Source organism: Streptomyces sp. NBC_00310 (assembly GCF_036208085.1).
Taxonomy (GTDB): Bacteria; Actinomycetota; Actinomycetes; order Streptomycetales; family Streptomycetaceae; genus Streptomyces.
The window spans coordinates 1,580,798-1,592,784 of sequence record NZ_CP130714.1 but is presented as its reverse complement, the minus strand read 5'-3'; the positions used below and the strand labels follow the sequence as shown (position 1 = coordinate 1,592,784).

Sequence of the window (11,987 nt, the reverse complement as noted above, 5' to 3'; positions counted from 1 at the left end):
GTGAGCGGACATCCCGTCGTGGCGCCGGCCCGGCCGCCTGTCGCCGTGGGAGGCAGGGGCAGGCCTCCCACGGGGTTTCAGAGGCGGGCGTTCCCGCCCGTCACCGCTCCTCGGCCGTGCGGCCGGTGAGCGTGGCCAGCATGCGCGGGCTGCCCTGGAGGGCGGTGCGCTGCATGTGGTGCAGAACGCTGCGGAGGCCGCCCATCTCCTCGCCGCCGCCGGCCCGCCCGGGACCGCCGTGGATCAGGGCGGGCAGCGGAGAACCGTGGCCGGTGGACGCCTTGGCGGACTCGGTGTCGAGGACCAGCAGCCTGCCGTGCCACGGCGCGACCCCCAGGACCACCTCACGGGCGAAGGCCGCGTCGCCGGTGACGACGGACCCCGCGAGGCTGCCTCGGCCGAGGGAGGCCAGGAAGGCCACGTGCTCCGGTGACGTGTAGGGGATGAGCGTGCTGACCGGGCCGAACGCCTCCACCTCATGCGGTGCGGAGGCGCCGGGGTCGTCGCAGCGCAGCAGCAACGGGGAGAGGAACGCGCCCCGTTCGGCATCGGCGCCCCGGACGTCCACCCGGTCCGGGTGCCCGAAGACCAGGCGCGCGGAGTCCAGGAGCGTCTTCACACAGCGGCGTACCTCGTCGCGCTGCGCGAGCCCGGCCAACGCGCCCATGCGCACGGTCGGGTCCGCCGGGTTGCCCACGACGACCTCTGCCAGCCGGGCCGCGGCGGCCTCACCGACGGCGTCCATCAGGTCGACGGGGACGAAGGCGCGGCGGATGGCGGTGCACTTCTGCCCCGCCTTCACGGTCATCTCGGTGATCAACTGATCGATGTAGAGGTCGAATTCAGGAGTTCCGGGGATGGCGTCCGGGCCGAGCACCGAGCAGTTGACGGAATCCGCTTCGGCGTTGAAGCGCACCGCCTGCCGGACGACCGCCGGGTGGGTGCGCAGCCGTTCGGCGGTGGCCGCCGAGCCGGTGAAGGACACCAGGTCCTGCTCGGTGACGTGGTCCAGCAGGTCGCCGGCGCCGCCACAGACGTAACTCAGACTCCCGGGCGGCAGCAGACCGGACTCCACGATCAGCTCGACCAGCCGGCTGGTCAGTACGCAGGTCGGGGTGGCGGGCTTGATCAGGCTGGGGACGCCGGCGAGCACGGCCGGGGCCAGCTTCTCCAGAGGAGCCCACACGGGAAAGTTGTACGCGTTGATCTGCACTGCCACACCTCGCAGCGGCGTGCAGACGTGCCCGCCGACGAAGCTGCCGTCCCGGCTCAGGGACTCCTGCGGACCTTCCGCGTAGACCAACCGCTCGTCTCCGCCGGGCAGTTCACGCAGCCCCAGCGCGGCGTAGTGAAGCAGCACCCTGATGCCGCCGTCGATGTCGAACTTCGAGTCGTACGGCGTCGCGCCCGTCCGGGCGGAGAGGGCGTACAACTCCTCGCGGTGGCCACGCAGATGGGCGGCGAGGTCCGAGAGCAGTGCGGCGCGCTGGTGGAAGGTGAGCGCGCGCAGCGCCGGCCCGCCGACGGTACGCGCGTGGTTGAGCGCTTCCGCCATATCGATGCCCGCGGACGAGGCCCGGGCGATCTCCTCGCCGGTGACCGCGTCGTACACCGGCGTGCCGTCCCCGGTCGGGGTGTACCACCGGTCCTGTACATAGCTCGGCAGCAGGTTCATCGGGCCGTCCTTTCCGTTCCCGCGTACGCGTCGTCGCCTTCGTTGACCGGGTGGTGGCCCCAGATGTCCGAGTGATAGACGCGGCTCACCCACGTCTCGTCGTCCACCCGCCGTCCCTCGGAGCCCACTTCGATGCCGAAGCCGGCGGGGGAGCGCATGTAGAAGGAGAACATCAGGTCGTTGGAGTGCCGGCCGAGCGTTGCCATCAGTGGGACCTTGTGGGTGCGGGCCCGGTCGTGGGCGCGGCCGACGGCGTCCATGTCCGAGACCTCGCACAGGATGTGGTGCGTGCCTTCGCGCTTGCGGGACTCGACGAAGGCGATGCTGTGGTGGCGGGGGTTGCAGCCCATGAAGTAGAACGTCCCGCCCAGCGGCAGGTGGGTCACGTCGCTGAGCCGGAAGCCCATGACGTTCCGGTAGAAGTCGACCGCCTCCAGTGCGCGGGGCGACTTCAGGACCACGTGCCCCATCCCCTGGTCCCCGGTCACGAACGTCACGCCGAGCGGCGAGACGAAGGGTGCGGGCGACAGGTGCCGGCCGGTGAACAGTTCGGTGCGCACCGCGCACGGTCCGTCGAACCACACCATGCGGTCGACCTGCCGGTCGGCGCACTCCTCGGGCGTCCCTTCATGGATCTCCACTCCGTGGGCGCGCAGCCGCAGTGCCATCCGTTCCAGGCCGGGCGGATCGCCGATCTCCCAGCCGATCCGGGTGACGCCTCCCGACTCGGCGCTCTCGACGCTGAACCGGTACGGGTGCTCGTCCAGCCGCAGCAGCCGCTCCCCCGGGGAGCCTGGCGGCCCGACGGGCATGGTGCCGATGACGTCGTTGGCGTAGGCGACCCAGCCGTCGGGGTCAGGGGTGCCGATGCCGAGGTAACCCAGGCTGCGAATGCTCACCGAGACCTCCCATGGTCGTTGTGTGGCCTGCTCGGTGGCGGTGCGGGATGGCCCGGCTGCCGACAGGTCAGTCTGATCGAGTTCTAATCATCAAAATTCATACAGACGAAACCCGAAAATGTAAACCTGTTGACTATCTGGGTTCTATCTATCTATCGTCCGTGGCGTGAACCAACGCCGGTCACCTGTGAAGGGCGATGCCATGCCTGTAACCGAGCCGCGCCTGGCTCCGGTGGAAGAGAAGGCCATACCGGACAAGGCCCTGGAAGCCTTGCGGCCGTACCGGGGCGGCGACGGCGAGATCTACGCCATCTGGGCGACCCTGGCCGCCCACCCGGACGCGCTGCGCCGCTTCCTCGTCTTCGGCAACCACGTCCTGGGCAAGAACACGCTGCCCGCGAGGTCCCGTGAACTGGTGATCCTGCGGATCGCCTGGCTCGCCCAGGCCGAGTACGAGTGGTTGCAGCACGTCCGTATCGCCCGCCGGGCCGGGGTGTCCGACGACGAGATCCGCGCCCTCGGTCTGCCCGGCGATCCCGGGTTCGGCGGCGTGGAGCGGGCCCTGCTCGCCGCGACCGATCAGCTGTTCAGGGGAGCCGACCTGGACGACACCGTGTGGAAGGAGCTGCGCGAGCACCTCGCCACCGAGCAGCTCATCGATCTCGTGTACACGGTCGGCCAGTACCAGACCGTGGCCATGGCGATCAATACCTTCCGTATCCAGCCCGAACCGGACATCGCCGCGCTGCGCGAGGAACTCCCGCTGCCCGCGCCGACGGTGTCCTGACCACCCATCCCAACTCCGAGGAGGAAACACGTATGAAGCTCGCCAACCTCGCCGGCCGGGCCACCATCATCGTCGGCGACCGCGCCCTCGACGTGGAGAAGGCCAGCAACGGGGCGCTCGGCCCCGACCCCGCCGTGCTGTACGACCTGGCGAACCATGGCGAACTGCGGCGCCTCGCGCAGTCGGCGACCGGCACCGACCTGGTCGTCTACGACGAGAAGCACCTGGGCCCGGTCTCTCCGCGCGCCGGGAAGATCCTGGGTGTGGCGCTCAACTACCGAGGTCATGCCGAGGAGTCGGGCATGCCCATCCCGGCCGAGCCGGGCATTTTCGCCAAGTTCACCAGCTCGCTGGCCGGCCCGTACGAGCCGGTGTCCGTGCCCGTGGGCATCGACAAGGTCGACTTCGAGGCCGAGGTCGTGGTGGTGATCGGCCGCACCATCCGCGCCGTGGAGCAGGCGGACGTGTGGCAGAACATCGCGGGCGTGACCGCCGGCCAGGACGTCACCGACCGCAAGGAGCAGTGGCGTAAGCCGCTGAACCAGTTCAGCCTCGCCAAGTCCTACGACACCTTCAGCCCGTGCGGGCCGCTGATGGCGACCGTCGACGAGTACGACGACCCGAACGACATCGAGGTCGCGGGCTGGGTCGATGACTTGGAGGTGCAGCGCGGCCGGACCTCGGACCTGATCTTCAGCGTCCCCGAGCTGGTCTCCTGGCTGTCCCGGTACGTGACCCTGGAGCCGGGCGACCTGGTCTTCACCGGCACCCCGGCCGGCTGCGGGGTCCGGCGCACGCCTCGGCTGTACCTGGAACCCGGGATGACGCTGACGACCGAGGTTTCGGGGGCCGGTACGATGCGCAATCCGATCAGCCGCTGAATCTGCCGGGCGCTCTCACGGCGCCGCCGCCTCTGAAGGGAGCTCTGCCCGTGTCGGATGTCCCCGGTGACGCCGTCGATCATCCGCGCTCCCGCGAGTTCGCCGCCAAGGTACGGGCACACCACGAGGAGTTGGGCCACGCGGAGCGCCAGATCCGAGGAGTCGAGGCGGTCACCCACCTCACCCGGCTCGTTGCCCGCCTGGTCCAGGACTTCGAAGGCGCCGTACACCGGCCGCTCGGGATGACCTGGGCCGGCTTCCGGATCATGAACACGCTGTGGATCTTCGGCGATCTGGAGCAGCGTGAGATCGCCCGCATCTCCGGCACCACCCGGGCGAGTGTGTCCAGCGCGCTCAACACCCTTGAGGAGCGCGGGCTCGTCGAACGGCGCCGTGAGCGCGACGACCGCCGGGTCGTCCGTGTCTCACTGACGCCGGCCGGGCTGGACCTGCTGCACCAGGCGATCGAGGGGCAGACCGCCCGGGAGCACGCCTGGCTGGCCGTCCTCGACGACGAGGAGGTCTCCCGGCTGGTGGTCCTGCTCGGCAGGCTGGTCAACCAGGAGCGCCCTGCCTAGGGGCTTCGACGGAACCCCGTCGTGCCGCGAGGCATTCGGTGGGACGTCGGCCCGTTCTGTACGACCGTTTTGTACGGCCCTTGACGGTCAGGATTCTTACGAATAGTTTCCGGTCACGCAGCGCCCAGTGGCCGACGAAACGCCTCCACCAGCTGGAGAACGACGGAGAGAACACCGCCGTCCCTCCCTTCCCGCTGCCCCGGGTCAGCGAGCCGCCACCCGCTGTCGGCAGTCCAGGCAGTCACGCACATCTTCAGCAATTCGAGCCGTACGGCCTCTCCCGGCCGCCCCTCGTCGTCAGTCCGATTCGGGCACCCGCGCGATCATCTCTCCACCCGCCCGCCCGATATGCCGACACACGGCCTCGCACCTCCCCTTCCGAGGAGCCGCACCATGCCACGGAGAATCGTCACCGGCCGGACGGCGGACGGCAAAGCCGCCGTCGTCCAGGACGGGCAGCCACCCCGCACCAACGCACTGAAGCACACCCCCGGCTTCGTCTCGTCCCTCGTCTGGGCCACCCCCGCCGAGCCCACCGTGCCCTTCGACGGCACCGACCCGACACCCGCCGTCACCTCGTACGCCCCCGAGTCCGGTGCCACCCGCGTGCTGCACTTGGTCATCCCGCCGGACACGGTCTACGCGAGCGAGGACTTCGACCCGGCCGCGGCCGTCGCCGAACGCCTGCGCACCAGCCCCGGCCTGGCCGAACTGTTCGAGCCGGACCACCCCGGCATGCACACCACCGACACCGTCGACTACGGCGTCCTCCTCCAGGGAGAGATCGTCCTCGAACTCGACGACGGCAACGAGACCACCCTCGCCCCGGGCGACGTCGTCGTGCAGAACGGCACCCGCCACGCCTGGCGCAACCGCTCCACCTCACCCGCGACCCTGCTCTTCGTTCTCATCGGTGCCCGGAGGAACTCCTGATGCCCCACCTCAACCCCGTCGACGCCCTCGACCTGGACAGTGAACTCGACGACGACGAACGACTCATCCGTGACACCGTCGCCGCCTTCGTCCGCGACCGCGTGACCGACCATGTGGCCGGCTGGTTCGAGGCGGGCACCTTCCCGACCGCCGAACTCGGCCCGGAAATCGGCAAGCTGGGCCTCCTGGGCATGCACCTGGAGGGCTATGGCTGTGCCGGGGCCAGTGCCACCGCGTACGGGGTGGCCTGCCGCGAGCTGGAGGCGGCCGACTCGGGGCTGCGCAGCTTCGTCTCCGTCCAGGGCTCCCTGGTCATGTTCCCCATCCACCGCTACGGCTCGGAGGAGCAGAAGCAGGAGTGGCTGCCCAAGCTTGCCTCCGGTGAGGCGATCGGCTGCTTCGGGCTCACCGAACCCGACCAGGGCTCCGACCCGGGCGGCATGCGCACCGTGGCCAAGTGTGACGGCGAGGACTGGATCCTCAACGGCACCAAGATGTGGATCACCAACGGCTCGATCGCCGACATCGCCGTCGTCTGGGCCCGCACCGAGGACGGCATCCGCGGCTTCCTCGTCCCCAAGGACACCCCCGGCTTCACCACCAGCGAGATCCACAGCAAGCTCTCGCTGCGCGCGTCGGTCACCGCCGAACTGCACCTGGAGGACGTGCGACTGCCGGACTCCGCGGTGCTCCCGGGCGTGACCGGGCTGCGCGGGCCGCTGTCCTGCCTGTCCGAGGCGCGTTTCGGCATCCTGTGCGGTGTCGTGGGAGCGGCCCGCACCTGCTACCTGTCGGCGCTGGAGTACTCCACCACCCGTGAGCAGTTCGGGCGGCCGATCGGCGGTTTCCAGTTCACTCAGGGGAAGCTGGCCGGCATGCAGGTCGACCTCGTGCACTCCCAGCTGCTCGCCCTGCGCCTGAGCAAGCTCAAGGACGCCGGGCAGCTGCACCCGGAGCACGTCAGCCTGGGCAAGCTCGCGAACGTCCGCGCCGCCCTCGACACCGCCCGGACAGCCCGCACCATCCTCGGGGCCAACGGCATCACCACCGAGTACCCGGTGCTACGGCACGCCAACAACCTGGAGACGGTGCTCACCTACGAGGGCACCGAGGAGATCCACACTCTGGTCGTCGGCGAGTCCGTCACGGGCCTCGCCGCATACCGCTGACCGTGCGGCCGTGAGACCGGCCCCGCGCGACGCGGCGTAGGACCACCGCGCAAGGGCCGGCACGACCCCGAGCACGGGAACAGACGCCTCGCCGCCGGGCCGCCCACCAGCACGTACGTATAAGAAGCCGACCTGGGACCGACGTCAGGTGACACACCGACGCCCCTCCGGCCCTCACCGCGCGACCCGCACACCGGGTTCGCCCACTCTTCACACGCCTCTGGAACAGCTCCGACGACCCGTGTCGTCACCAGGCTCAGGGGCCGCCCGTGGAGCCACCGGAAGACCGCGGCGGCAGCGGCCGACAGCACTCTTTGCCCTCATTGGCCGGTGCGCGGCCCTGTCGTACGCGGAGACAACTTCGCCCTCAACGAGGAGAGGCCATGACCTCGACCATGCGCGCAGCGCGAATGCACAACGTCGGCGAGCCGATGAGGATCGAGCGGATTGCCGTCCCGGCACCGGGCCCGGGCGATGTCCGGGTGGCGGTACACGCCGTGAACATCGTACCGAACCTCGCCAACATCCTTGGTAACTGGACGACTTGGTTCCCGCTCAACCCGCTGCCGCCGCTGCCGGCCGTGTTCGGGCTCGACCCCGCGGGCGTGGTCGAAGAGGTCGGCGCAGGGGTCGAGGGCGTCGAGGTCGGCGACCGGGTGTACGTCAACCCGTGCCGCACCTGCGGCGCGTGCCGCGCCTGCCGCAACGGCAGGATCGTGCACTGCGCGAGCTACGCCTTCGCCGGCTACTTCGGCTTCTCGGCCACCTCGGTCCGGTTGCTCGACCGCTACCAGGGCGGACTCGCGGAGAAGATGATCGCTCCGGCTTCCTCGCTCGTCCGCATCCCGGACTCCGTGTCGTTCGAGGCCGCCGCGCGCTTCGGCTACCTGGGCACGATGTACTCGGCGCTCCGCAAGGCCGCCGCCGGACCGGGACGCAGCGTCCTGGTCAACGGCATCACCGGCACACTCGGCATCGCCGCGGCCCTGCTGGCCCCGGCGATGGGCATCACGACGCTGTACGGCACCGGCCGCGACCGCGAACTGCTGGCGGAGATCGACAAGCTGGCCCCGGGGCGGCTGCGCCTGCACTCCCTGCACGACGGTCCGGTGGACGAGTGGATCGCGGCGGAGACCGGCGGGGCCGGTGTGGACGTCTACATCGACGCCCTCGGGCCGGGCGCGCCCCACGAAACCCTTCAGCAGGGCGTGCGTGCGCTGGGCCGCGGCGGCATCGCCGTCAACATCGGCGCCGTCGCCGGGGAGGTGCCCCTCGACCTGCACCGAATGATGGACATGGACCAGATCGTCCGCGGATCGGTCTGGTTCACGCCCGGCGAGGGACAGGACATGGCCGACATGGCCGAAGCGGGTTCGCTCGATCTGTCGCCGCTGCGCCACCACGTCTACCCGCTCGACGAGGTGAACGCCGCGATCAACAGCGTGGGTTCCCGCCACGGGGGGTTCAGCAACTTCGTCATCTCACCCGCCTCCGGGCGCTGACCAGCACGACCAGCACGACCAGCCACCCCCTCACCGACAGGTCACGTCACGCATCACCTCGGAAGGACCCACGTATGGCCAGATCCGACACCGGCGTCGGAAGCGGCGCCGGCTCCCCGACCGCCTCATCGTCAGCGAAGACCGCCTCTTCGACGGTGAAACAGGAGAACGAGCAGGCACTCGGCATCGACACCCTGGCACGGGGCACGCTCATCGCGGCGGCGCTCTGCGTCTTCATGGCCCAGTTCGCCCTGACCGTGCCCGCCGGCCTCAACGGCCTGTTCCAGCAGGACTTTCACACCTCGGCCTCCGAGCTGACCTGGATCACCGATGCCTTCCTCGTCCCTGTCACGGTCCTGGAGCTGACCTTCGGTCTGCTCGGTGACATGTTCGGACGGCGTCGGCTGCTGGTCGGCGGTTCGGTGCTGGTGGCGGTCGGGTTCGCCGTCTGCGTGCTGACGCCGGGACCCGAGGCCGACCACGGCACCCGGCTCGCCGTGCTGTGGACCGGCCAGATCATCGCCGGTATCGGTGCGGCAGCCGTGATCCCGACGACGCTGGCGATGATCGCCGCGGGCACGCACACGCCGCGCGCCCGAGCGCGTTCCATCTCCGTCTGGGCGGCCGCGCTGTCCATGGGCAGTGTGCTGTCGCCCCTGGCCTGCGGCCTGGTCGCGCAGTCGCAGTTCGGCTCGTGGCCGAACTCGGGCTGGCGGTGGGCGTTCCTGGTCGTGGTCGCACTCGCCGCTGTGTCGGCCGTGCTCGCCTTCGTCCTGGCCAAGGACTCCAAGTCGCCCGAGGGCCGCTCCCTCGACTGGCCGGGGCAGATCACGATCGCCGTCGCCGCCGTCGCCCTGCTGTTCGCCGTCATCCAGGGACCCACGAGCGGCTGGGCCAGCATCGAGGTCATCGGCGGCTTCGTCGTGGCCGCCGTCTTCCTGGTCGCCTTCGTCCTCGCCGAACGTCGCTCGGCGTCCCCGCTGCTCCAGCTCGACCTGTTCGCCAACCGCAACTTCACCGTCGCGGCGATCGTCACGGTCGTCGGCATGTTCTGCTACCTCGGCACCGGCTATGTGACCAGCATCCGCCTCACCGCCATCCAGGGCTTCACGCCCCTGAAGGCATCCCTCGCGTTCATCGTGTTCAACGGTGTCTCGGCTCTGATCCAGGTGCCCATCGCCTCCCGCCTCATCGAGCGGTACGACCCGAAATGGATCCTCGGCGGTGGTCTTCTGCTCCTCGGCGCGGGCGACTTCTGGATGGCCTCGATACCGATCGGCCAGCAGTCCGTGACCCCCCTCATCGCTCCGCTCGTCGTGGCGGGTGCCGGCGTGGCGTTCGTGCTGTCCGCGGTCACCGCCGTGGTGATCAACACCGTGCCGCACAACCTCGCCGGCATGGCCGCCGGCTGGACCAGCCTGCTGCGCGACTTCGGGTTCACCCTCGGCCCGGCGGTCGTGGGTGCGATCGCCCTCAGCCGGGCGGCGCACGAGATCAGCGACAAGGTCGCGTCCGACCCGGCCCTCGGCCAGGCCCTGGACACCTTCAACGCCTCGGCGGCGACCGCTCCGGACGGGCAGCAGGAGGCCGTGCAGGGTGCCGTCGCGGCCGTCAACTCCGGCCCCCTCGGCGCGAACGCCGTCCCCGGGACCGTCTCCCTGCCCGACGGTTCGACCGTGCCGTTCAACCCGCTCAAGGACACCGCCTTCGAGGCCCTGGGCAACGCGTACTCGCTCGGTTACCTGATCGTCGGGCTGTGCGCGGTCGCGGCGGCGGTGGTCACCGTCGTCCTGATCAAGGGGGACCGGCCGGACGCTCCTGCCACCGCGGAGCCGGCCGATGCCTGACGGACCGCACGACCTCACGGTCATCCGCACCGACGAACCCGATCCCCGAAGCAGAACCGGCGCCACCGGCCGCCACGTCTGAAAGGACCGACGCCATGACCGGCCCTACCCGATCACGCTCCATGTTCCGCCTGGGCCAGCTGCTGGAACGCCGCGCCCAGTTGCACCCCGACCGCACGGCGCTGGTATTCGGTGACCGCGCATGGACCTACGGGCAGCTGCGGGACTGGATCGTGGCCTCCGCGCGGCAGTTGCGCCGGCACGGTGCCGGGCCGGGCAGCGTCATCGCCTACGCGGGCGCCTCCCGCCCGGAGGTCTTCGTCCTGATGTACGCCACATCCCGCATCGGAGGCGTGTTCGTCCCGGTCAACGGGGCGGCCACGCCTCCCGAGATCGCCTACCTGCTGGCGGACTCGGGGGCGGACGTCCTGATCACGGACGCCCCCTGCGCCGCGAAACTCGTCGGCGGCGGCGTACCGCCGGGCGTCACCCGTCTGTGCCTGGACGAGGAGCCACCCGACGGATACACCCCACTGAACCGGACGCCGGACGAACCCGTCGGCGACGACACCCCGGCACCCGTGACAGAGGACGACCTCGCCCTCATCGCCTACACCTCAGGCACCTCCGGCCGTCCGAAGGGTGTGCTCCTCACCCACGGCAACGTGTTCTGGAGCTGCGTCAACGGACTCCTGGGCCTGGACCTGGCCCGGGACGACGTCACGCTCATCACCACACCCGTCTTCCACATAGCGGTACTGAGCGGCGTGGGCTCGTACACCTGGGCCAAGGGCGGAACCGTCGTCCTGGAGCCCACCTTTTCCGTCGACGGCTTCCTGACGACCGTACGACGGCACCGGGTCAGCGTGACCTTCGCCGTACCGGCGATGCTCGCCCTGATCGCACGACACCCGGGCTTCGCAGCGGCGGACCTGTCCTCTCTGCGCTGGATCCTCAGCGGGGGAGCGGCGGCACCGGCGCCGGTCGCCGAGGTGTTCCACCGCCGTGGCATCCCGGTCCTCAGCTCCTACGGCCTCACCGAGACCGCCGCCGGCGTCACCTACCGCGACCCGCGTGACGGCCCGGGCTGCTCCGGCGAGGCCGGACTGGCCGCCCCGCTGGCCGAAGTCCGGATCGTCGGCGCCGACAACCGCCCCGTGCCGCACGGCACGACGGGGGAGATCGTCGTCCGGAGCCCCAGCGTGGCTGCCGGATACCTGGGCCTGCCGGAGGACTCGGCGGCGGCCCGCGACGCCGATGGCTGGTTCCACGGGGGCGACCGGGGCTACATGGACTCCGAGGGCCGCCTGGTGGTGGTCGGCAGGATCAAGGACACGATCATCACCGGCGGGGAGAACGTGGATCCGACGGAGGTGGAGGAAGCGCTGGCGGCGTGCCCCTGCGTGGACGAAGCGGCGGTCGTCGGAACGCCCGATCCCGTCTGGGGAGAGGTCGTCACCGCCATCGTCGTACCCGCCGAGGGTGCGGACTGCTCCCTGGAAGACATCCAGACGTTCCTGTCCGCCTCGCTCACCCGACACAAGATCCCCCGTCGGCTCGAAATCCGGGAACGTCTGCCGCGCACCGCCACCGGCAAGTTGCAGCGCAGCCTGCTGCGGGGCTGAGCCCGGCCGGACCAGACACATGGAGAGGTACTCATGACCACACAGCCGTCAGGCACCCCCTCCGACGCCGTCCCCGACGGCGCGGCCCCCG

10 protein-coding genes are annotated in these 11,987 nt (G+C 70.3%); 8 read left to right on the top strand and 2 right to left on the bottom strand.

Features of this window, described 5'->3' with window-relative positions:
- Window positions 1-100: 100 nt before the first annotated feature.
- Both paaZ and OG202_RS06990 read right to left on the bottom strand, forming a co-directional pair.
- Window positions 101-1,675: a phenylacetic acid degradation bifunctional protein PaaZ gene (gene paaZ, locus OG202_RS06995; protein WP_328222496.1), complete on the bottom strand. Its 1,575-nt coding sequence runs from the start codon at window positions 1,673-1,675 to the stop codon at window positions 101-103.
- Window positions 1,672-2,574 carry a VOC family protein gene (locus OG202_RS06990; RefSeq protein WP_327730928.1) on the bottom strand — a complete coding sequence of 301 codons (903 nt, stop codon included), beginning with the start codon at window positions 2,572-2,574 and terminating at the stop codon, window positions 1,672-1,674. The genes paaZ and OG202_RS06990 overlap by 4 nt, the downstream gene beginning before the upstream one ends.
- A gap of 202 nt (window positions 2,575-2,776) precedes the next feature.
- On the opposite strand from OG202_RS06990, the gene OG202_RS06985 reads away from it, so the two are divergent.
- The 8 genes from OG202_RS06985 (at window position 2,777) to OG202_RS06950 (ending at window position 11,896) form a co-directional block, all read left to right on the top strand.
- Entirely contained in the window at window positions 2,777-3,361 is a 585-nt protein-coding gene (locus OG202_RS06985) for a carboxymuconolactone decarboxylase family protein (RefSeq protein ID WP_327730929.1), read from the top strand.
- A 32-nt stretch (window positions 3,362-3,393) separates the two neighbouring features.
- Window positions 3,394-4,242 (top strand): fumarylacetoacetate hydrolase family protein, encoded by an 849-nt coding sequence (locus OG202_RS06980; protein WP_327730930.1) that lies wholly within the window; start codon window positions 3,394-3,396, stop codon window positions 4,240-4,242.
- Window positions 4,243-4,292: 50 nt separating this feature from the next.
- A complete protein-coding gene (locus tag OG202_RS06975) occupies window positions 4,293-4,820 on the top strand; it encodes a MarR family winged helix-turn-helix transcriptional regulator (protein ID WP_327730931.1) in 528 nt (175 codons plus the stop codon).
- Window positions 4,821-5,213: 393 nt separating this feature from the next.
- Window positions 5,214-5,753, top strand: a complete 540-nt coding sequence (locus tag OG202_RS06970) for a cupin domain-containing protein (RefSeq protein WP_327730932.1) — start codon at window positions 5,214-5,216, stop codon at window positions 5,751-5,753.
- Window positions 5,753-6,922 (top strand): acyl-CoA dehydrogenase family protein, encoded by a 1,170-nt coding sequence (locus OG202_RS06965; protein WP_327730933.1) that lies wholly within the window; start codon window positions 5,753-5,755, stop codon window positions 6,920-6,922. Before OG202_RS06970 ends, OG202_RS06965 begins: the two co-directional genes overlap by 1 nt.
- Before the next feature lie 383 nt (window positions 6,923-7,305).
- On the top strand, window positions 7,306-8,424 hold the full coding sequence (locus OG202_RS06960; RefSeq protein WP_327730934.1) for an alcohol dehydrogenase catalytic domain-containing protein: 1,119 nt from the start codon (window positions 7,306-7,308) through the stop codon (window positions 8,422-8,424).
- Between the two features lie 74 nt (window positions 8,425-8,498).
- Complete coding sequence (locus OG202_RS06955; protein ID WP_327730935.1) at window positions 8,499-10,271, top strand: MFS transporter; 1,773 nt, start codon at window positions 8,499-8,501, stop codon at window positions 10,269-10,271.
- Window positions 10,272-10,366: 95 nt separating this feature from the next.
- The gene (locus tag OG202_RS06950) at window positions 10,367-11,896 is read left to right on the top strand and encodes a class I adenylate-forming enzyme family protein (RefSeq protein WP_327730936.1); all 1,530 of its coding nucleotides are present in this window, start codon (window positions 10,367-10,369) and stop codon (window positions 11,894-11,896) included.
- Window positions 11,897-11,987 lie beyond the last annotated feature (91 nt).

Bases quoted from the DNA above. Each gene is read 5' to 3' on its own strand.
- OG202_RS06950 (WP_327730936.1), top strand. From the start codon at position 10,367: ATGACCGGCCCTACCCGATCACGCTCCATGTTCCGCCTGGGCCAGCTG.
- OG202_RS06980 (WP_327730930.1), top strand. From the start codon at position 3,394: ATGAAGCTCGCCAACCTCGCCGGCCGGGCCACCATCATCGTCGGCGAC.
- OG202_RS06970 (WP_327730932.1), top strand. From the start codon at position 5,214: ATGCCACGGAGAATCGTCACCGGCCGGACGGCGGACGGCAAAGCCGCC.
- OG202_RS06985 (WP_327730929.1), top strand. From the start codon at position 2,777: ATGCCTGTAACCGAGCCGCGCCTGGCTCCGGTGGAAGAGAAGGCCATA.
- paaZ (WP_328222496.1), bottom strand. From the start codon at position 1,675: ATGAACCTGCTGCCGAGCTATGTACAGGACCGGTGGTACACCCCGACC.
- OG202_RS06955 (WP_327730935.1), top strand. From the start codon at position 8,499: ATGGCCAGATCCGACACCGGCGTCGGAAGCGGCGCCGGCTCCCCGACC.
- OG202_RS06960 (WP_327730934.1), top strand. From the start codon at position 7,306: ATGACCTCGACCATGCGCGCAGCGCGAATGCACAACGTCGGCGAGCCG.
- OG202_RS06965 (WP_327730933.1), top strand. From the start codon at position 5,753: ATGCCCCACCTCAACCCCGTCGACGCCCTCGACCTGGACAGTGAACTC.